General features: G+C 63.4%; 16 protein-coding genes and 2 pseudogenes. 5 read left to right on the top strand and 13 right to left on the bottom strand.

What is annotated here, in order from left to right:
• Positions 1-30 precede the first annotated feature (30 nt).
• Positions 31-1302, bottom strand: coding sequence for an O-antigen ligase family protein (locus tag NKH83_RS25185; RefSeq protein WP_352807998.1), 1272 nt, complete (start codon positions 1300-1302; stop codon positions 31-33).
• Positions 1303-1631: 329 nt separating this feature from the next.
• Between NKH83_RS25185 and NKH83_RS25180 the strand changes: the two genes are divergently transcribed.
• Complete coding sequence (locus NKH83_RS25180) at positions 1632-2384, top strand: SDR family NAD(P)-dependent oxidoreductase (protein WP_352807997.1); 753 nt, start codon at positions 1632-1634, stop codon at positions 2382-2384.
• Between the two features lie 40 nt (positions 2385-2424).
• Here the strand turns inward: NKH83_RS25180 and NKH83_RS25175 are convergent, their stop codons facing one another.
• Both NKH83_RS25175 and NKH83_RS25170 read right to left on the bottom strand, forming a co-directional pair.
• Entirely contained in the window at positions 2425-3006 is a 582-nt protein-coding gene (locus NKH83_RS25175; RefSeq protein ID WP_352807996.1) for a DUF1349 domain-containing protein, read from the bottom strand.
• 38 nt (positions 3007-3044) lie between these two features.
• Positions 3045-4481, bottom strand: coding sequence for an aldehyde dehydrogenase family protein (locus NKH83_RS25170; protein WP_254816386.1), 1437 nt, complete (start codon positions 4479-4481; stop codon positions 3045-3047).
• 177 nt (positions 4482-4658) lie between these two features.
• Between NKH83_RS25170 and NKH83_RS25165 the strand changes: the two genes are divergently transcribed.
• Positions 4659-5690: a hydroxyacid dehydrogenase gene (locus tag NKH83_RS25165; protein ID WP_352649795.1), complete on the top strand. Its 1032-nt coding sequence runs from the start codon at positions 4659-4661 to the stop codon at positions 5688-5690.
• 27 nt (positions 5691-5717) lie between these two features.
• On the opposite strand, the gene NKH83_RS25160 is transcribed toward NKH83_RS25165, so the two are convergent.
• The 5 genes from NKH83_RS25160 to NKH83_RS25140 all read right to left on the bottom strand — a co-directional run bounded on the left by NKH83_RS25160 (position 5718) and on the right by NKH83_RS25140 (position 13339).
• Positions 5718-6203: a hypothetical protein gene (locus tag NKH83_RS25160; protein ID WP_352807995.1), complete on the bottom strand. Its 486-nt coding sequence runs from the start codon at positions 6201-6203 to the stop codon at positions 5718-5720.
• Between the two features lie 103 nt (positions 6204-6306).
• Complete coding sequence (locus NKH83_RS25155) at positions 6307-9168, bottom strand: nitrate reductase (RefSeq protein WP_352807994.1); 2862 nt, start codon at positions 9166-9168, stop codon at positions 6307-6309.
• Between the two features lie 3 nt (positions 9169-9171).
• Entirely contained in the window at positions 9172-9501 is a 330-nt protein-coding gene (nirD, locus tag NKH83_RS25150) for a nitrite reductase small subunit NirD (protein ID WP_254816082.1), read from the bottom strand.
• A 66-nt stretch (positions 9502-9567) separates the two neighbouring features.
• Positions 9568-12018, bottom strand: coding sequence for a nitrite reductase large subunit NirB (gene nirB / locus NKH83_RS25145; RefSeq protein WP_352807993.1), 2451 nt, complete (start codon positions 12016-12018; stop codon positions 9568-9570).
• 19 nt (positions 12019-12037) lie between these two features.
• Positions 12038-13339 carry an MFS transporter gene (locus NKH83_RS25140; RefSeq protein ID WP_352807992.1) on the bottom strand — a complete coding sequence of 434 codons (1302 nt, stop codon included), beginning with the start codon at positions 13337-13339 and terminating at the stop codon, positions 12038-12040.
• A gap of 71 nt (positions 13340-13410) precedes the next feature.
• Between NKH83_RS25140 and NKH83_RS25135 the strand changes: the two genes are divergently transcribed.
• A complete protein-coding gene (locus tag NKH83_RS25135; RefSeq protein WP_352807991.1) occupies positions 13411-13695 on the top strand; it encodes a hypothetical protein in 285 nt (94 codons plus the stop codon).
• A gap of 281 nt (positions 13696-13976) precedes the next feature.
• On the opposite strand, the gene NKH83_RS25130 is transcribed toward NKH83_RS25135, so the two are convergent.
• The 5 genes from NKH83_RS25130 to NKH83_RS25110 all read right to left on the bottom strand — a co-directional run bounded on the left by NKH83_RS25130 (position 13977) and on the right by NKH83_RS25110 (position 19281).
• Complete coding sequence (locus NKH83_RS25130) at positions 13977-14774, bottom strand: ABC transporter ATP-binding protein (RefSeq protein WP_352649801.1); 798 nt, start codon at positions 14772-14774, stop codon at positions 13977-13979.
• Between the two features lie 11 nt (positions 14775-14785).
• Entirely contained in the window at positions 14786-15682 is an 897-nt protein-coding gene (gene ntrB / locus NKH83_RS25125; RefSeq protein WP_352807990.1) for a nitrate ABC transporter permease, read from the bottom strand.
• Between the two features lie 84 nt (positions 15683-15766).
• Positions 15767-17083: a CmpA/NrtA family ABC transporter substrate-binding protein gene (locus NKH83_RS25120; RefSeq protein WP_352807989.1), complete on the bottom strand. Its 1317-nt coding sequence runs from the start codon at positions 17081-17083 to the stop codon at positions 15767-15769.
• Between the two features lie 357 nt (positions 17084-17440).
• Positions 17441-18679, bottom strand: a complete 1239-nt coding sequence (locus NKH83_RS25115) for a CmpA/NrtA family ABC transporter substrate-binding protein (RefSeq protein WP_352807988.1) — start codon at positions 18677-18679, stop codon at positions 17441-17443.
• A 2-nt stretch (positions 18680-18681) separates the two neighbouring features.
• Complete coding sequence (locus tag NKH83_RS25110; RefSeq protein ID WP_023676288.1) at positions 18682-19281, bottom strand: ANTAR domain-containing response regulator; 600 nt, start codon at positions 19279-19281, stop codon at positions 18682-18684.
• Positions 19282-19392: 111 nt separating this feature from the next.
• On the opposite strand from NKH83_RS25110, the pseudogene NKH83_RS25105 reads away from it, so the two are divergent.
• Together NKH83_RS25105 and NKH83_RS31725 are read left to right on the top strand one after the other, a co-directional pair.
• A pseudogene (locus NKH83_RS25105) lies at positions 19393-19632 on the top strand (ABC transporter permease); the annotation flags it as partial.
• Positions 19633-19770: 138 nt separating this feature from the next.
• Positions 19771-19915, top strand: a pseudogene (locus NKH83_RS31725) (GntR family transcriptional regulator); the annotation flags it as partial.

Raw genomic sequence — 19915 nt, 5'->3', positions numbered from 1 at the left:
GGGGTTTTTGCCGTTTGGGATCCGCCCGCTCTAGCCTCGCACGGCGTCCGGTTCCTCTAGATGGTTCACGGCGCTCCACCGGGAAGCAGCGACGGCCGGCACCCTCACCAGCTTGAAGTAGCTATAGTACAGCAGGAACGATCCCATGATGTAGGGATTGAGGGTCTCGACCTCGACGAAGGATCGGATGAACAGAAGCACCATGACGCCGGCAAGAATCACGGAGTCGGCTTGCCATGTCCTGAATATCAGCGCCGAGACGTGACCCCAGAGCGTGCGCAGGATAATCAGCGAAAGCAGTGTCGCGCCGACGAAGCCGAGTTCCACCAAGGTCTCGATGTAGGTGTTGTGGAAGTGGAAGCCGCTTCGCGCGGCGATGTAGAATTCGTTCCACAGCCGCTCGGCCTCGGAGAAGCCCTGCACCCAATAGGCCGCGTAGCCGACGCCGAGCATGGGCGATTGCTGCGCGGCATTCCAGCCCTGCTGCCAGAGGTAGGTTCGTCCGGTGAGCGTCGAATCCTTGCCGAAAAGGCCAAGGACAAAGTCCATCAGCCCGAGATTCAGCGCAATCACGGTGCAGGCGACCAGCCCGCCCGCACCGATCATGAAAATCACCCGGCGATGGCGGAGCGAAAGCACCTTGCCGATGGAAAGCAGGGCGACCAGAGCGAGAACCGCCGGGGTCGATGCCATCGAAGTGGCCGAATGCGACACGACCAGTAGATAGCCCGATAGAAGGACAATCGGTACGATCAACAAAAAGCTTGTCCGGCCCCGCCTGAGAAAGGCGAGGTAGACAACGCAGAAATAGATGCCAAGCGATGCGACAAAGCCGATCTGGTTCTTGGAGCTGAACGCGCCGACGAAATTGTACGTCCCATCGAGAACGTCGTAGGAATAACTCGCGACCTTGAGCGAGTAGAGCAGGACGACGAAAATCCCGATCAGGGCGCCTATGGTCAAGGTCCGGACGCTGACGGTGCGTGCGGCAATGTAGGCGCAGGCGATATGAGAACAATATTGGACGGCCGTCCTTGCCGTGGTGCCGGGAGCTGCCGACCAGAACACCGAGAAGCAGACATAGGTTGCAAAGGCCAGCGGAAGCCAGGCGCTGGAAGCGTGCCTTAATATCTTGCGGTAGTCGACCAGGATGAGCGGCAGCCAGACTGCATAGTAGGCCAGGATCATGGCCTGGCCGAAAATGGTCGAGTAGGAGAACGCCCAGATCGAGACGGCAACGGCAAAGCTGCCATAGACCGTGTTCTTGTCCGGATCGATCAACAGAGATTTTGGAATCTTCATCTCGGTATCGGTTTTCCGTCCTTGCAGCTCAATGCCGATTCATGGGCCGATTTCATGGGCCGATTCATCGGATCGATGGGAGCTTCGCCTGCAGGCGCTCGCATTGTGCAGTGCAATATAACGCATCCGGCGCCGCCTGTCACCCGAATGCCAACTGGGCGCGTCGTTCCTGCAGTTCTCGCAATACCGGACGCGACGATTTGGCCAGGAGGCAGTGCCGTCCAATTGCCCGGTGCTGGCCCATCACAAGCTGTTCTGAGGCTGCGAGTCCGTGCTTGAACTTGTCCGCCGTTGACTTCACATTCGCCACCGATTGGGAGGAAGACGACATGCCGATGAGTTTCGCGGGACGATTTGCCGGACGATCCGCTGTTATCACCGGCGGCGCCTCAGGCATCGGCCTGGCCGTCGCGCAAAGGATCACTGACGAAGGCGGGCGTGTTTCGGTCTGGGATCGCGATGCCGCCCAGATCGAGCAGGCCAAGGCCATCGTTACAGGCCTGCACAGCGTCACCCTCGACGTCGCCGACCCCATAGCGGTCGAAGCCGCCGCCGGAGAGACGATCGAAGCGCTGGGCGCGGTCGATATCCTTGTCACCAGTGCTGCCATCACCGGACCTAACATGACGACCTGGGAGTATTCCGTAGAGGATTGGCGCCGGGTCATCGACATCAACATCAACGGCGTCTTCTTCTGCAACAAGGCGCTGGTCCCGCATATGCTCGAACGCAATTACGGCAGGATCGTCAACATCGCCTCGATTGCCGGCAAGGAAGGTAACCCGAACGCCTCGGCCTACAGCACCTCCAAGGCGGCGGTGATCGGCATGACCAAATCGCTCGGCAAGGAACTGGCCAAGACCAAGGTGACGGTGAACTGCGTCACGCCGGCGGCTGTGCGCACCGCGATCTTCCAGCAGATGAGCCAGCAGCACATCGATTTCATGCTGTCCAAAATACCAATGGCGCGCTTCGGCGAGGTCGAGGAGGTGGCGGCGCTGATTTGCTGGATCGCGTCCGAGGAATGCTCGTTCACGACTGCTGCCGTCTTCGACGTGTCCGGCGGCCGGGCGACCTACTGAGGCCGGCCCGACGCAAACCGCCCGACCGCATCGCGGCGCCTCAGTCGTGAAGCTCCCGCGAGATCGGCGGGCCGATCGAAAAATCGCTGAATTTCACTTCGAAACCCTCGCGCTGCGGCGAACAGCACATCATGCCGACATCGACCGTTTTCGACGGCGGGAAATAGGCAAGCCGCACCGGTTTCCAGTGCTTGTCGGACGCGTCCAGATACTGGACGCGGATCGTCTCGGCATGGCGGGTCAGGCGGATCCTGACTCCGTCGGGGTCGGCGGGAATGCTGGCCAGCGACCAGTCGGAGGCATCGTTGGTGACGACGACGGAAAAATACATCAGCCCGTCGGTGTATTCGATGCCGGCCTTTATCCAGTGCGTCTCGCTCAGGCGGACCATAAGCCCGGCCTGATCGTAAAGCACCTCATAGTGCCCCTTGACCGTGACTTCGGCGCTGAAATCGCCCTCGACCTCACGATGGAGGAAATGGCCATTGTCGCGCCAGAAGCCGTAGAACGTCTCGCGCCAGAAGTCGGTCTCCTTGCCGGTCCGTACATCCACCGTATTGTTGCCGAAGGCGTGGTGCGGCGGCGGATTGAGCCAGGTCAGGGCCGTATTCTCAGATGTCATCGATTTGCTCGCCTGCCTGGCTGGTCTGCCGCCTTTTCTTAGCCGGCAAACGTGTAAGCGGTCTTCACCGTGGTGTAGAACTCTGCGGCATAGCGGCCCTGCTCGCGCGGGCCGTAGCTCGATCCCTTGCGTCCGCCGAAAGGCACGTGGAAGTCGACGCCGGCCGTCGGCAGGTTGACCATGACCATGCCGGCTTCCGAATTGCGCTTGAAGTGCGTGGCATGCTTGAGGCTCGAGGTACAGATACCGGAGGTCAGGCCGAACGGCGTGTCGTTGGCCACCGCCAGCGCCTCGTCATAATCCTTGACGCGGATGACGTTGGCGACCGGTCCGAAAATCTCCTCGCGCGAGATGCGCATGGCGTTGGTGGTTTCGGTGAACAGCGCCGGCTGCAAATAGAAGCCGCGGGTTTCACGATCGAGCCGCTCGCCACCGAAGGCGAGGTCCGCACCTTCCTGACGGCCGATGGCGATATAGTCTTCGTCCTGTTTGAGCTGGCTCTGGTCGACAACCGGCCCGATCTGGGTCTTGGCATCGAGAGCGTCGCCGACGACCAGCTTGGCCATGCGGTCCTTGAGCGCCTCGACGAAGCGGTCGTGGATGCCGTCCGTCACCACCAGCCGGGACGACGCCGTGCAGCGCTGGCCGGTCGAGAAGTAGGCACCGTTGATAGCGCAGTCGACGGCGACGGCAAGGTCGGCATCGTCGAGCACTACAAGCGGGTTCTTGCCGCCCATTTCGAGCTGGAACTTGCGCATGTGCTCGACGCTGGCGGCGGCGACGCGCTTGCCGGTGCCGACCGATCCGGTGAAGGTGATCGCGTTGAGGTCAGGACTGTCGAGCATGGCCTGGCCGACCACCGAACCTTTGCCCATGACCAGATTGAGCACACCCTTGGGCAGCCCGGCGCGGTGCAGGATGTCGACAATGGTCCAGGCGCTCTCCGGAACGAGTTCCGCCGGCTTGAAGACGATGGTGTTGCCGTAGGCCAGCGCCGGAGCGATTTTCCAAGCCGGAATGGCGATCGGGAAATTCCACGGCGTGATGATGCCGACGACGCCGACCGCTTCGCGGGTGATCTCGACGCCGACGCCGGGCCGCACGCTCGGCACCAGCTCGCCCGAAAGACGCAGCGTCTCGCCGGCGAAAAAATCGAATATCTGGGCGGCCCGCACGGTCTCGCCGATGCCCTCGACCAGCGTCTTGCCTTCTTCGCGCGCCAAGGCCCGGCCGATTTCATCTTTCCGCGCGGTGATCTCGTCCGACGTCTTCCTCAGCACCGCATGGCGGGCCAGCAGGCCCGATCGAGACCACGCCGGAAATGCCGCTTTCGCCGCCGCGATGGCCTGCCGAGCGTGCTCCGCGCCCCCCGATGCATATTCGCCGACCACGTCGTCGAGATTGGACGGGTTGATGTTGCGGGAGCCGGCATCGCCTACCCACTCGCCATCGATGAGGTTCTTTCGAAACGGGATCATGTCGCTGTCTTCCTTGTCGTCCTTCGATCGCCGTCTATCTGGACCACCGACCGCCGCACCGCAAGGCCGAAGAAGGCAAACTTCTCCTTCTCGACAGGCATGTGATAGGTGTCGGGGGCGGCAAAAGACGATTCTAGTGTGGTGCGACGCGGATCGCACGGGAGGTGAAGTATCATGTCCGACAGCGCCTTGCCCCTGGTGATCAGCGCACCCGAACCGCGCACGCTCGACCTGATCTTCACGCCGGCCGCGCTGGCGAACTTTCGATCGAAATACCGCATCGTCGAAACATCGCCCGAAGCGGTGGCGGCGCTGCCGGCCGATATCCTTGGCGAGGCGCGCTACATCGTCGGCCAGCCACCTATCGCGCCGGAGACGCTGGAAAAAATGAAGGCGCTGCGCTGCATCTTCAATGTCGAGAGCAACCTCATCAACAACATGCCCTACGAGACGCTGTTTTCGCGCGGCATCCATGTCGTCACCACCGGGCTGGTCTTTGCCGAACCTGTGGCCGAACTCGGCCTTGCCATGGCGCTCAATCTCGCCCGCGGCATCGTCGACGCCGATCTCGCATTTCGTCAGGGCAAGGAGCTGTGGGGCGGCGACGGCAACCGGACGGCGCGGCTTCTTTCCGGCGCGGATGTCGGCATTATCGGCTTCGGCGATCTTGGCCGCGCGCTCAACCGGCTGCTGTCAGGCTTTCGCACGCGGACAAAAGCCTTCGACCCGTGGCTGCCGCCGTCGATCCTGATCGAAAACGGCGTCGAGCCGGCCTCTCTCGACGACGTTCTGTCGAACAGCGATTTCGTCTTCGTCGTCGCTTCGGTGACCAGCGAAAACCAGGGCTTCCTCGGCGCCGAGGCGTTTGCCAGGATGCGCAAGGGAGCCGCTTTCATCCTGCTCAGCCGAGCCGGCGTGGTCGATTTCCCGGCACTGATGGACGCCGTCCGCAGCGGCCATATCGTCGCCGCCAGCGATGTTTTTCCTGAGGAGCCGCTGGCCCAGGATCACCCGGTCCGCACATTGCCGGGGTTCCTGCGCTCCGCCCACCGGGCCGGTGCGCTCGACATCGCTTTCAAGCGGATGGGCGACATGGTGCTGGAAGACATGGACCTGGTCGACCGCGGCCTGCCGCCGATGCGTTCGAAGCGGGCCGAGCGTGAGACCGTTTCGCGCATGCGTTCGAAGCCGGTCGACAAGAATTAGGCCGTCTGCCCGACGGGTCGCACATGCTCAGACGGTGAAGGACCAAAACAGGCAGGCCAGTGTCGCTGCGGCGAAGACGACGAAGAACAGGCTTCGCAACAGGATGTTGCGGCGCAGCTCGTTGATGAAGAGATGGCATCCGACGACGGCAGCGACAAACAGGAACCGCCAGTTCAGCAGTGCCGGGAGCACATCGCGCTGACCGAAGGCAAATCTGGCGGCGAGACATCCAACGATGACCGCAAACAACACGATGATCGTCCAGAAGATCGCATCGGCGGCATGTGTCAGGACGATGCCGGCGAGCCTGATCGGCAGAACCATCATCAGCAGTGCGCTGAGAAAGTAGATCGCCGCGAGCGGAATGAACGCCCCCGCATCGGCGACGTCGCTCAAGCGCTTGGCGCCGATCGCGCCATAGGGATAGCCATGCCTGGCCACCGCCAGGCTGAGCGCCATCAGCAAGGCCGTCAGCACGGCGGCAAGCGCGAATGAGGTCAGGGCTTTGCTCATGAGGCTCCCGTTCCGAGCGAATCGAAGTCAGAACGTTGGTAGCCCATGGTTTGTAAATTGCTAGTAAGCATCATGCAGCGGCGCGGCAGAGTTCCTCGGCGCATCACTCCGCAGCTTGCAGACGCCGCCCGTCGATAATGGTCTTGATCTCGGCGCGGCAAGAGCCGCAATTGGTGCCGGCGTGAAGGACGGCGCCGATTGCCGCGACGCTGGTACAGCCGCCGCGTACCGCTTCCGCGATCTGGTTGGCACCGACCCCGAAACAGGCGCAGACGATGGCACCGCGGTCGACGCTGTTGCCGCCCGGCCGCCCGGCGACAATCGCCAGTCGCGCCTGCCGATCGGCATGGTCAGCACCAAGTTGTTCGACCGCCCAGCCGCGCGACACCGCTACCGGCGTAGGCGCAAGATAGAGCGCGCCGACCAGCCGATTGCCTGCGAAACGGGCGAAGCGATGGTGCCCGCCGGCGATGTCGTGATAGGCGAGCGTCTCGCCTTCCATGCCTAACAGCGCGGCGGCCAACCCGGTCCAGTCGCGGCTGTCCTGCAACGCAATTTCAAGCCGCCAGCCGACGGGGCTGCGGGCGAGGCTCCAGTAATCGGCGTCGATCGATGCGGGCCGTTCGGCAAGCACGGCGAAGCCGAAGGCTGTGGCGGCGAACCGCTCGATTCGGGCAGCAACATTCTTCGAGGCCGGTTGGCCTGAAATCGCATCGGTCGTCGGCGCGACCAATGCATCGACGCGCGCGCGGGCGGAGAACTGATCGGTCCAGTGCATCGGTACGAATACAGAGCCTTGGCGTTGACGCACCGTCACCAGGGCGCGGACCAGCACCTCGCCATGGGCAGTCGAGACGCGGACGATCTCGGCATCGCCGATACCATAGTGCTGTGCATCCGCCGGGTGGATTTCGACGAACGGTTCGGCCATGTGCTGCGACAAGCGCGGACTCTTGCCGGTCCGCGTCATGGTGTGCCAATGGTCGCGAACTCGCCCGGTGTTAAGCACCAGCGGGTAGTCCGGGCTGGTGCGGGTTTGTGCGGCTGGGCGGATGGCAATGAAGCGCGCCTTGCGGTCGGGCGTGTAGAAGCTGCCGTTGGCGAAGAAGCGGGCGGTAAGTGAGGCTCGTCTTGCCTGAACCCCCAAGTCTTTTTCACTTTCAGCCTGAGCACCCCCCTCTGGCCTGCCGGCCATCTCCCCCGCAAGGGGGGAGATTGGCAGCTTTGGCGCCGGCTCTCCCCTTGCGGCATTGGAGATTAGCGAAGGCCGTGATGATAGCCGATCTCCCCCCTTGCGGGGGAGATGGCCGGCAGGCCAGAGGGGGGTGGCTTGGCTCGGCGCTGGCCACTGGAATGGCGCCAACTCCTCGTAGATCTCGGCACCGATATCGCCATACGCGCCGATGTCGAAATCGCGGTCGCCGTCATTCTCGAAGCCCGACAACGCGGCATGCTCGGCGAAGATGTCGGCCGGCGACAGATGCAAAAAGGCCTCGCCAAAGCCCATCCGCTTGGCGACTTCGGCGATGATCCACCAGTCGGCTCTTGCCTCGCCGGGCGTGGCCAAAAAGGCGCGCTGGCGCGAGATGCGGCGTTCCGAATTGGTGACGGTGCCGTCCTTCTCGCCCCATGCCGCCGCCGGCAGCCGGACATGGGCGTGGCGGACCGTGTCGGTCTCGCCCAGCACGTCCGACACCACGACAAACGGGCAGGCCTTGATCGCCGCTTCGACGGCATCGGCATCCGGCATCGAATCGACGGGGTTGGTCGCCATGATCCACAGCGCCTTGATGCGTCCGTCGGCCACCGCCTCGAACATCTCGACCGCTTTCAGGCCGGGTTTTTCGGCGACGGCTGGCGCGTTCCAGAAGCGCTGCACGCGGTTCCGGTGCTCGGGGTTTTCGATCTCCATGTGGGCGGCCAGCATGTTGGCCATGCCGCCGACCTCACGGCCGCCCATGGCGTTGGGCTGGCCGGTCACCGAGAATGGCCCGGCGCCGGGCTTGCCGATGCGGCCGGTGGCTAGATGGCAGTTGATGATGGCGTTGACCTTGTCGGTGCCCGAAGACGACTGGTTCACGCCCTGGCTGTAGACGGTCACCGTCTTCGCCGTCGCGGCAAACAGACTGTAGAAGCGGGCCAGTTCATCCTCGCCAAGGCCGGTGGCCGCAGCGATGCCGGCCAGGTCGAGCGCCGAGGCGGCGAAAAGCGCTTGCCCGAAGCCGGTGGTGTGTGCCGTGATATAGGTGCGGTCCAACGCGTTGTGCTGGCCGAGATAGGCGAGCAGGCCGGTGAACAAAGCGGCGTCGCCATCGGGCGCGATCGCCAGATGCATGTCGGCGATGTCTGACGTCATGGTGCGGCGTGGGTCGATCAGCACCACCTTCATCTCGGGCCGCTTTTCCCGGGCCGCGGCGATGCGCTGGTAGAGCACCGGATGGCACCAGGCGAGATTGGAGCCGGCCAGCACGATCAGGTCGGCAAGTTCCAGATCCTCGTAATTTCCCGGAACGGTGTCCGAGCCAAAGGCGCGGCGGTGGCCGGCGACGGACGATGCCATGCACAGGCGCGAATTGGTGTCGATATTGGCCGAGCCGATGAAACCTTTCATCAGCTTGTTGGCGACATAATAATCTTCGGTCAGCAACTGGCCGGAGACGTAGAAGGCGACCGAATCGGGGCCGTGTTCGGCAATGGTTTGCGAGAAAGTCGAAGCGACGAGGTCGAGCGCTTCGTCCCAGTCGGTGCGGCGACCGTGGATTTCCGGATGAAGCAGCCTGCCTTCGAGATCGGTGGTCTCGGCCAGCGCCGAGCCTTTGGAGCAGAGCCGGCCGAAATTCGCCGGGTGGCCCGGGTCGCCACGAACGGTTATTTCACCGTCCGCGGCGACCTTCGCCAGCACGCCGCAACCCACCCCACAATAGGGGCAGGTGGTCCTCACCTCGCGCGCTTCATCAATCTGCATGGTTCACGCCGCGCGGCTGGCCAGCGCTTCCAGCGCAATGAACAGCCGCTCGCCGTCGATCCGCACCGCGATGGTGCGCACCGCGCCCTCGTCGGCGCCAAGCGCCTTGCCTGTCTCCAGCGAGATCACCCAATTGTGCAAGGGACAGGTCACCGCCGTGCCATGGACGATGCCCTGGCTGAGCGGCCCACCTTTGTGCGGGCAATGGTCATCGATGGCAAAGACCTGATCGTCAGCCGTACGAAAGACGGCGATCTTGCCTTCGGGCGTTGCGACGCAGCGCGCACCGCGACGCGGAATGTCAGACAGGGAGCCGATCGATACCCAATTCATGTGGCCATTCCTCTTTTGCGCGTATTCTTGTCCGAAAACCGCATTCCACTTTTCGGGGACACGCGCCTACTCCGCCGCCTGCGCAAAACCGACCGAAGCCATCGGCCGGAATTCATGCTTGTCCTTGCCGGAAGCACGTTCCGACCACGGGTCGACCTGCGCGAATTTTTGCGAAAAGACGAAGCGGTCGAAATAGGCCTTGCGCTTCTCGCCATCGTCCATGATCTGACGCTTGATCTCGGCGATGCCGATGCGCTTGGCCCATTTGTAGATGCGCTCGAGATAGCGGCCCTGCTCGCGATACATCTGCGTCAGCGCCACGATATGCTCCAGCGCCTCGTCCTCGGTCTTGACCAGGCCAAGCACTTCGGTGCCCTTGATGTCGAGGCCGGCGGCGCCGGCGAAATGGATCTCATAGCCGCTGTCGACGCAGATCACGCCGACATCCTTGCAGGTCGCCTCGGCACAGTTTCGGGGACAGCCCGACACCGCCATCTTGACCTTGGCCGGCGTCCAAGAGCCCCACATGAATTTTTCGATACGGACGCCCAAGCCGGTCGAATCCTGCGTGCCGAAGCGGCACCAGTCCGAGCCGACGCAGGTCTTCACCGTGCGCAGTCCCTTGGCATAGGCGTGGCCGGAGACGAAGCCAGCCTGACCGAGATCGGCCCACACTGCCGGCAGGTCTTCCTTGCGGATGCCGAGCATGTCAATGCGCTGGCCGCCGGTGACCTTGACCATCGGAATGTCGAACTTGTCGACGACATCGGCGATGGCGCGCAATTCGGCGGCGTTGGTGACGCCGCCCCACATGCGCGGCACTACCGAATAGGTGCCGTCCTTCTGGATGTTGGCGTGGACACGCTCGTTGATGAAGCGCGACTGGTAATCGTCGGCGTATTCGTCGGGCCAGTCGCAGACGAGATAATAGTTGAGCGCCGGCCGGCATTTGGCGCAGCCGCAAGAGGTCTTCCACTCCAGCTCCTGCATGACGGCGGGAATGGTCTTCAGGCCCTTGGCCTTGATCAGCCGGCGGACCTCGTCATGGCCAAGCGAGGTACAGCTGCACATCGGCTGGACCGCCGCGGGGTTGTATTTGTCGCCGATGGTCAGCACCATCAGCTTTTCGACCAGCCCGGTGCAGGAACCGCAGGACGCCGACGCCTTGGTGTGGGCGCGCACATCGTCGAGCGAGGTCAAGCTCTTGGCCGTGATCGCGCCGGTGATCTTTCCCTTGCATACGCCGTTGCAGCCGCAGATTTCCGCATCATCCGGCAAGGCTGCAACGGCCGCCATAGGGTCCAGAGGGGGGCCTCCCTGGTAGGATTGGCCGAAGATGAGCGTATCGCGCATCTCGGATATGTCGGTCTGCTTCTTCTTGAGGTCATTGAACCAGGCACCGTCCGTCGTCTCGCCGTAGAGCACGGTGCCGATGATGCGGTCGTCCTTCAGCACCAGGCGTTTGTAGACGCCGGCGGCGGCATCGCGCAGCACGATCTCCTGGCGGTCCTCGCCCTCGGCGAAGTCGCCGAGCGAGAACAGGTCGATGCCGGTGACCTTGAGCTTGGTCGGCGTGTCCATATGGACGAAAGCCGCCGCCTCGTTACCAGCCAGCTGGCTGGCGGCGACGCGCGCCATCTCATAGAGCGGCGCGACCAGCCCGTAGACCTGGCCGTTGACCTCGGCGCATTCGCCGATTGCGTAGATGTCCGGGTCGTTGCTGCGCATGCCGGCGTCGACGACGATGCCGCGATTGACGGCAATGCCGGCTTCTTTTGCCAGCACCGCGTTCGGCCTGATACCCACCGCCATGACGACGAGCGTTGCGGGAATGACGGTGCCGTCGGCAAGCTCCACCCGCTCGACCTTGCCGTTGCCGGTGATCGCCTGCGTGTTGGCCTTGGTGATGACCTTGATGCCGCGCTGCTCGACGGCACGCTGCAGGAGATAGCCTGCGGCCGGATCGAGCTGACGCTCCATCAGCGTCGGCATGACGTGCAGCACGGTGACGTCCATGCCTTGTGAGTTCAAGCCCGCTGCCGCCTCAAGCCCAAGCAGGCCGCCCCCAATGACGACAGCCTTGGCCCGCGACTGGGCGGCAAGCATCATGGCCCGGACGTCGTCCAGATCGCGATAGGTGAGCACGCCCGGCAGGTCATGGCCGGGCACCGGAATGATAAACGGCACGGAGCCGGTGGCGATGACGAGTTTGTCATAAGGCTCGGTCACGCCATGATCGGAGGTGACGGTCTTTGCCTGCCGGTCGATGGCGACGATCTTGTGGCCCTTGTAGAGGGTGATGCCGTGCTTGATGTACCAGCCGTCGCCATGGATGATGATCTCCTCATAGGCCTTTTCGCCCGACAGAACCGGCGACAGCATGATGCGGTCGTAGTTTACGCGCGGCTCGGCGTTGAAGATGGTGACCTGGTAGCGCCCAGGCGCCTTTTCCAGGAGATGCTCCAGCATGCGCCCGGGGGCCATGCCGTTGCCGATGATGACGAGTTTCTCGGTCATGTCCTGATCCACTCCGCTCTCACTCAGCCGCGTAGGAAAGGCCTGAAGCTTCGGCAGACGCCGTGCGCTCCATCCGCCGGATGGAGAAATGCATCCAGGCAAAGCAGGTGGCGACGATGACGAAGAGCAGCATGAAGCAGCTGGACCAGACGCCGGTGAGGTCGTTGAGCACGCCGAAGGCGATTGGCAGGATAAAGCCGCCGAGCCCGCCAATCATGCCGACAACGCCGCCGACCGCGCCGACACTCTGCGGATAGTAAGCCGGGATGTGCTTGTAGACGGCGGCCTTGCCGAGGCTCATGAAGAAGCCGAGCACACAGGCAACGGCTATGAAGGCGAGCGGGCCGATCTCGAAATGGAAGGCGATCGGCCCGCTGATACCGCGCACGACGTAGTCTGCCGAGGGGAGAGACAGAACGAGAGTCGCGACGGCACTGACAGCGAAGGTGCAGTAGAGCACGGTGCGGGCGCCGATCCGGTCGGAAAGCACGCCGCCATAGGCGCGGAAAATACTTGCCGGAATTGAATAGGCCGCGCCGATCATGCCGGCGGTCGCAAGCCCGAAGCCGTAGACGCCGATCAGGTAGCGGGGCAGCCACAACGACAGCGCCACGAATGCACCGAAAGCGAAGAAATAATACAAGGCGAAACGCCAGACCTGCAGGTTCTTGAGCGGCGCGAATTCCTGCAAGAAGCTTCTCGCGGGTGCAGCCTTGCCGTCGCGGCGCTCGCGAATGACCGGATCGTCGCCGGTCGTGAACCAGAAGGCGGCGGCCATGACGACAAGTGCTGCCGCCCAGATCAGCGCGACCGACTGCCAGCCCCAGGAGAGAAGCACGAACGGTGCCAGGAACTTGGTGACCGCGGCACCGACATTGCCGACACCGAAAATGCCAAGCGCCGTACCCTGCTTGCCGGCCGGGAAGAAGCGCGAGACATAGGCGACACCGACGGCGAAGGAACCGCCGGCGAGCCCAACGCCTAGCGCGGCGGCCAGCATCTGCCCGTACGTGTGCGCAAACGCGAGCAGGAAGGTCGCGACCGCCGCCGCAAGCATGGTCGCGGTGTATACCAGCCGACCGCCAAAACGGTCGGTCCAGACACCGAGCACCATACGCACGAGCGAGCCGGTGAGGATCGGCGTGCCGACGAGCAGGCCGAACTCCGTCTCGTTCAGCCCCAGCTCCTGCTTTATGCGCACGCCGATGATTGAAAAGATCGTCCACACCGCGAAGCAGACGGTGAAGGCGATGGTGGACATCACAAGCGCCTGCCGGGGAGCAGTGTCCTGGCTGCGCGCGGCTGGGAGATTTGCGGTCATTTTCTGGCTCCGGTTTGCGGCGAGGGAGGCACCGCCCTTGGCTGTTCGTTCGCGACTGTCAGCGGCGCGGCATGGGCGAACTGGTTGAAACCGAGCTGTGCACGGTCACTTCGAAACCTTTGCCGTCAGTCTTGGCGCCAGCGGGAAAGAGCACGAGCGCGGCGGTGAACAGCGCGTTGCTGGCCAGAAAAATGGCGGCGCGTGAATTCCGCGAGGCACGCGCCAGTTCCGATCCGTTTCGTCATCGTCGTCTCCGGTTGGCGCCGCTTGGGACCAGCGCCGTCGATTGCGTCAAAACAAAAAAGCCGCCGGCCAGGTCTTCGCGTCCGGGATTCCGGGAGCGCGTGTGGACCTGAGCGGCAGCTTTGCCTGTGGCGCCCGCCATTGGACGCCGTGTCACTTGGCCCTTGCGGGCCCTACATTTTGGAAAGCAGGAAGCGTGCCAATTCGACAGCGCTCTTAATTATCGAATGAAATCAATATGAACCGCAGCCGCGCGACTTTTGACCAAGCTCGGCAGCGGATCAAAGATTAGTCAAAATGCCTTGCACAGCAGCATAATATTTGTGCAATGCGGTAGATTGCCTATTGCCGATGCAGATTTCCAATGATGATGACGCGTTTTCCCGTTAGGGCCTCACTCCGCGGCTTCGACGAAGCGGTGGCGTTCGTAGAGGAATTTCAGCACCGCCTCGCGGCAGCGCAGGAAGGTGCGGTCGGAGGAAAGCTCGATGCGCCGACGCGGCCGGGCCAGCGGCACGGGAAGAACCTCGCCGATGGTGGCCGCCGGCCCGTTGGTCATCATGACGATGCGGTCGGACAACAGCACCGCCTCGTCGACATCGTGAGTGATCATGATCGTCGTCGAGCCGAGTCTGGAATGGATATCCATCACCGCGTCCTGCAGATGCGCACGGGTCAGCGCGTCGAGCGCCCCGAACGGCTCGTCGAGCAAAAGAATCTTCGGCTCCATCGCGAGCGCGCGCGCAATGCCGACGCGCTGCTTCATGCCGCCCGAAATCTCCGCTGGGCGCTTGTCTTTCGCATGCGCCATCTGCACGAGATCGAGATTGCGCATGATCCAGTCATGCCGTTCGTCCCGGCTCTTTTTGCCGCCGAAGACCTTGGATACCGCGAGGTTGATGTTTTCGTAGACGGTCAGCCATGGCAGCAGGCTGTGGTTCTGGAACACCACGGCGCGTTCGGGACCGGGGCTGTCGACCTCCTTGTCTTCCAACAGAACCGCGCCGGCCGAGACCTTGGTCAGCCCGGCGATTAGATTGAGCAAGGTCGACTTGCCGCAGCCGGAATGGCCGATGATCGAGACGAATTCGCCCTTGTCGATGGTCAGTCTTATGTCCTTCAGGACCTCGCTGACCTGGCCGCCGCGCATGAAGGATTTGTCGATATGGTCGAGTTTCAGATAGGCCGTCATCGTCCCTCTCCTCACTTTGCCGTTGTGCCGCGGGTGACGAAGACGCCGACCGCCGCGACCAGGCGGTCGAGGCAAAAGCCGGTGACGCCGATATAGGCGAGTGCGACGATGATGTCGGGCAGCCGCGACGAATTCCAGGCATCCCAGATGAAGAAGCCGATACCGACGCCGCCGGTCAGCATTTCGGCGGCGACGATGGCAAGCCAGGACAGACCGATGCCGATGCGCAAGCCGGTGAAGATGTAAGGTGCCGCGGCCGGCACCATGATTTTCACGAAGAATTCGAGCTGGTTGAGCCTGAGGATGCGGGAGACGTTGCGATAGTCCTCTGGAATGTTGCGGACGCCGACGGCGGTGTTGATGATCACCGGCCAGATCGAGGTGATGAAGATGACGAAGATTGCCGACGGGCTGGAATCGCGGAACGCCGCCAGCGACAGCGGCAGCCAGGCGAGCGGCGGTACCGTGCGCAGGATCTGGAACACCGGATCAAGGCCGCGCATCGCCCAGATCGACTGGCCGACCAGAGCGCCGAGCGCGACGCCGACGACCGCCGCAAGGCCAAAGCCGATGGCGACGCGCTGCAGCGAGATCAGCACCCGCCAGGCGAGCCCAATGTCCTGCGGGCCATTGTTGAAGAACGGATGGGCGATCAGGTCATAGGCCTCGTTCCAGACCTGGCTTGGCGGCGGCAGGCTGGCCGTCGGCGACGAACAGGCGACCTGCCAGACGACGAGCATGATGGCGACGACGATGACCGGCGGCACCAGCGTGCTGGCCAGCTTGCCTGCGATTGCGGCCGGGTCGAAGCGGCGCCGCGCCCTGGCGGTGAAGGCGATGATTTCGGCAGGCTTGGCAGGCGCGGGGAACGGCTTCACCTTGCGGTCCTTGATGGCTTGGATAGACATTTCTCGAACGTTCCTTTGGCATTTGGCGAAAAGCGGCGCCGTTGCGCTTGCGGCGACAAACGGCGCGAGCGCCGTTTGCACCGTTCAGGCCGATGCCTTGATCTTCAGGCTGTCGAGATAGGCGGACGGGTTCTCCGGATCGAACACCTTGCCGTCGAAGAAGGTCTCGACGCCGCGCGATGAAGACGCCGGGATATCGGCCGCGGCGACACCAAGATCCTTGGCCGCTTCGCGCCACAGATCCTCGCGATTGACCTGGGCGACCAGCGCCTTGATGTCGGTGGTCGGCGCGAACTTGCCCCAGCGGATGTTTTCGGCGAGGAACCAGCTGTCGTGGCTCTTGAAGGGATAGGACACGCCGCCCTGCCAGAACTTCATGTAGAGATCTGTGCCGTTGGCGACGCGGCCATTGCCGTAATTGATGTCGCCCTTGAGGCGGCCGATGATGTCGGCGGTCGGCACGTTCATCCATTGCCGCTTGCCGATGATGGCAGCCATCTCGTCCTTGTTTTCCTTGGCTTCGCACCATTGCTGGGCTTCCATGACGGCCATCAGGATCGCCTTGGTGGCGTTCGGATACTTGTCGATGAAGGCGGCGCGCAGGCCGAGCGCCTTTTCCGGATGGCCCTTCCATAGCTCGCCAGTGGTGGCGGCGGTGAAGCCGACGCCCTGGTGAACGAGCTGCTCGTTCCACGGCTCGCCGACACAGAACACGTCCATGTTGCCGACTTTCATGTTGGCGACCATCTGCGGCGGCGGCACGACGATGGTCGAGACGTCCTTGTCGGGATCGATGCCGCCGGCGGCCAGCCAGTAACGCAGCCAGAGGTCGTGCGTGCCGCCCGGGAAGGTCATGGCGGCCTTGACCTCCTTGCCTGCGGCCTGCTTGGCGGCGAAGACATCCTTCAGCCTGGAGGCGTCGAGGGCGACGCCGGTGGCGGCATATTCCTGGGCGACGGAAATGCCCTGGCAGTCGTAGTTGAGGCGCGCCACGATCGCCATCGGCAGCGGCTGCTTGTTTTGCGTCACATTGCCGGTGTGCATCAGATAAGGCATCGGCGTCAGGATATGGGCGCCGTCAATGCCGTTGGCTTCGCCGCCGAGCACCAGATTATCGCGCGTCGCTCCCCAGGAGGCCTGCTTGAGCACCTCGACATCGGGCATGCCGAATTTCTCGAACAGGCCTTTCTCCTTGGCGATCATCAACGGTGCTGCATCAGTCAATGCGATGAAGCCGAGCTTGGCGCCCGTGACTTCCGGTACGGCGGTAGCCGCATAGGCGCCGGAGGGCAGCAGCGCACGCGCCGCGGCCAGCGTTGCCGCGGTGGCCGCGCTGATCCTCAGGAAATCGCGGCGGCTGATCGCCGTTTGGGCGGAGTGGCTATTGGTGCTTTTCGTCATCGTCATCTCCGGTTGGGCGCGGCTTGGGATCGGCGCCGTCGATTGCGTGTTCGACCAAACAAAAAAGCCGCCGGCCAGGCCGCGCGCGTCCGTCCATCCGGGATCGCGTGTTGACCTGAGCGGCAGCTTTGCCTGTAGCGCCCGCCATTGGACGCCTATTCCGTGACTCCGAGAAGAGTCTGCCTATTGCAACGCAGGAACCGTGCCAGTTTCGGAATGGATGACAAACATCAACGAGATCAACGACATGCCAAATCGTTGGCGCGTCGGCCCGCTGGGCGAGCAAGCCAAAGATTGTTCATTAGCGCAGTTGCACGCACATTTTTTGTGCAGTGCACAAGAATGGCGCCGAAATGATCAGACTTCGGCGCGCGCCAATTTCTGGCCGGCAATGTAGGCGTCGATCTTGTCGGGATCGAAGATCTGGCCGTCGAAGAAACCATCGGGACCGAGCACCAGGCTTGCCCCCGCCGAACCGACCGGAGTCGCGGCCTTCAGCGCGCCCTCGACCTTGGCATTGGCACCGGGAAGCGCCACGCCAAGCGGCTTCAACGCCGAGCGGTAGAGATCGGGGCGGTAGCAGTCGCGGGCAATAGCGAGGTTTTCCGGCGTGTGCGCGACATGACCCCAGCGCACCATCTGCGTGTAGAACCACAGTGCATGGCTCTTCCACGGGAAGTTCGCCGCCTTGTCGAAGGGCAGAAAGAAGTCGCCGACGCTCAGTTCGGCGCCGCCGCCGAGCGCCAGATGCCCGCTGAGGATCGGCATCTGCAACGCCGGCGCCAGGCCGAGGAAGGCCGGCTGCGCCATCAGGGCCGCGAGTTCGCCACGGTTTGCCGGGTCCTGGCACCAGCGCGCCGCATGATGCAGCGCGCGCAGCAGAGCCGAAAGCGCGTCCGGCTCTCTTTCGGCCCATGCCTTGCGCACGCCGACGACTTTCTCCGGGCTGGTCTTCCAGATGGCCGCCTTGACCGTGGCGATATGGCCGGTGCCGGCGACGACCGCGGCGCTGTTCCAGGGTTCGCCGACGCAGTAGCCGTCGATCCTGCCGGCGGCGAGCGCGTCGGCCATGAATGGCGGCGGCACGATGACGATTTCGATTTCACGCGACGGGTCGATGCCGCAGGCGGCGAGCCAGTAGCGCAGTTCGTAATTGTGCCCGGAATGCGGATGGACGACGGCGAAGCGCAGCGGATCGCCGCCGCCATTCGCCCGTTCGCGGATCAGCGCGCCCAACGCCTTGCCGGCCCGCGCCGGATCGAGATCGGGTTGGGCGCCGTGCGCGGCCATGCCGGCCCAGACCGCGTTCGAAACCGTCACGCAATTGCCGCCGAGGCCGAGCGAGAACGGCACGACGGTGTCGGAGGCGAGCGGCGTCAGCCCCAGATTGCAGGCGATCGGCATCGGCCCCAGCATATGCGCCAGGTCGAAATGGCCGATGGCGATGCGGTCGCGGATGTTGGCCCAGGACGTTTCCCGGTTGAGCGTCAGGTCGATGCCTTCACGGAGGGCGAAGCCGATTTCCTTCGCCGCGACAAGGATGGCGCTGTCGAAGAGCGGCATGAAGCCAACATTGATCCGGTGCTCGGCCGCCATTCTCAACTCTCCTCGGGATCCAGAAGCCCTGCCGCCGTCACCAGGCTCTGCGCGATTTCGGCGATCTTGCGGTTCTGGTTCATGGCTGTCTTGCGCAGCAGCGTGTAGGCCGCGTCCTCCGACAGGCCGCGCGACTTCATCAGGATGCCCTTGGCGCGATCGATCACCTTGCGGCTCTCCAACTCGCTGCGGGCCTCTTCCAGTTCGCGCGCCATGCGCGAGAAGGCGTTGAAGCGGCTGATCGCCATGTCGAGGATCGGCTTGACCCGCTCCTGGCGCAGGCCGTCGACGACATAGGCCGACACCCCGGCTTCCACCGCTGCCTCGATCGACGCTTGGTCCGAGCGGTCGACGAACATGGCGATCGGCCGCTTCACCACGCGCGAAAGCTGGAACATGTTTTCGAGCATGTCGCGGTTGGGATTTTCGAGATCGATGACGATGACGTCGGGTTCGATCTCGGCGATCCGCCGCGCTATGCCGGCGACGTCGTGGATGACCGTGACCTGCTGATGCCCGGCCTCCCGCAGCCCCGCTTCGATTATCGAAGCGCGGATGTGGTTTTCATCGATCACCAGGACAGTGAGGGATTTGCGGATCATGCCGCATTTTGCGCAGGCGAGGCGATTGTGCAATGCGGCATAGCGAGATTCACGGAAACAAAGCCGGCGCGCCGCCTGAGGCACTGGACGCGACGGCCGGCGTCGCGGGCGGCGGGCGGCGACAACGAACGGGCAACGCGCCTGTCCGGCGTCTGCTCCTGGCAGGCGATCACCGCGCCCTACATCATCTCGAGCGTGCTCGCACTGCTCTACATCGGCCTAATCAAAGCGCCGTCACTGTCGCTTGCCGAACCGCTGGTGCTGCCTTCGGTGCCCGCGGCCGTCGGCGGCGGAACCTCGATCTCCGGCGGCCGCGGCGGCTCCACCATCATCGGGGCGCTGATCCTCACCCGAAACGCTGTGCGGTCGATAGTCATGGGATTTGAAAGCGTCCTTCACGGCTGCAGGCCAGATATCAGTCGTCGTTGACAAGATCACCGCGTGAGGATAATGAACACGATCATACAGGTTCACTGAACAGGTATCTAAATGAAGCGGCGCTCGGTTCAACTCTTTCCCGGCACGGGCAAGCCCGAGCAGATCGCCACTGTTCTCGAACATGAAATCCGCTCCGGTGTTCTGGGCTTCGGCGACCGGTTGCAAAGCGAGAACGAGCTCGTCCAGCGTTTCTCCG

It is taken from the genome of Mesorhizobium sp. M0909 (genome assembly GCF_040319515.1).
Classification (GTDB): domain Bacteria; phylum Pseudomonadota; class Alphaproteobacteria; order Rhizobiales; family Rhizobiaceae; genus Mesorhizobium.
This window is presented reverse-complemented; position numbering and strand designations above follow the sequence as displayed.

Bases quoted from the DNA above. Each gene is read 5' to 3' on its own strand.
- NKH83_RS25165 (WP_352649795.1), top strand. From the start codon at position 4,659: ATGTCCGACAGCGCCTTGCCCCTGGTGATCAGCGCACCCGAACCGCGC.
- NKH83_RS25160 (WP_352807995.1), bottom strand. From the start codon at position 6,203: ATGAGCAAAGCCCTGACCTCATTCGCGCTTGCCGCCGTGCTGACGGCC.
- NKH83_RS25120 (WP_352807989.1), bottom strand. From the start codon at position 17,083: ATGACGAAAAGCACCAATAGCCACTCCGCCCAAACGGCGATCAGCCGC.
- NKH83_RS25130 (WP_352649801.1), bottom strand. From the start codon at position 14,774: ATGACGGCCTATCTGAAACTCGACCATATCGACAAATCCTTCATGCGC.
- nirB (WP_352807993.1), bottom strand. From the start codon at position 12,018: ATGACCGAGAAACTCGTCATCATCGGCAACGGCATGGCCCCCGGGCGC.
- nirD (WP_254816082.1), bottom strand. From the start codon at position 9,501: ATGAATTGGGTATCGATCGGCTCCCTGTCTGACATTCCGCGTCGCGGT.
- NKH83_RS25140 (WP_352807992.1), bottom strand. From the start codon at position 13,339: ATGACCGCAAATCTCCCAGCCGCGCGCAGCCAGGACACTGCTCCCCGG.
- NKH83_RS25180 (WP_352807997.1), top strand. From the start codon at position 1,632: ATGCCGATGAGTTTCGCGGGACGATTTGCCGGACGATCCGCTGTTATC.
- NKH83_RS25115 (WP_352807988.1), bottom strand. From the start codon at position 18,679: ATGGCGGCCGAGCACCGGATCAATGTTGGCTTCATGCCGCTCTTCGAC.
- NKH83_RS25185 (WP_352807998.1), bottom strand. From the start codon at position 1,302: ATGAAGATTCCAAAATCTCTGTTGATCGATCCGGACAAGAACACGGTC.
- NKH83_RS25135 (WP_352807991.1), top strand. From the start codon at position 13,411: ATGGGCGAACTGGTTGAAACCGAGCTGTGCACGGTCACTTCGAAACCT.
- NKH83_RS25110 (WP_023676288.1), bottom strand. From the start codon at position 19,281: ATGATCCGCAAATCCCTCACTGTCCTGGTGATCGATGAAAACCACATC.
- NKH83_RS25155 (WP_352807994.1), bottom strand. From the start codon at position 9,168: ATGCAGATTGATGAAGCGCGCGAGGTGAGGACCACCTGCCCCTATTGT.
- ntrB (WP_352807990.1), bottom strand. From the start codon at position 15,682: ATGTCTATCCAAGCCATCAAGGACCGCAAGGTGAAGCCGTTCCCCGCG.
- NKH83_RS25175 (WP_352807996.1), bottom strand. From the start codon at position 3,006: ATGACATCTGAGAATACGGCCCTGACCTGGCTCAATCCGCCGCCGCAC.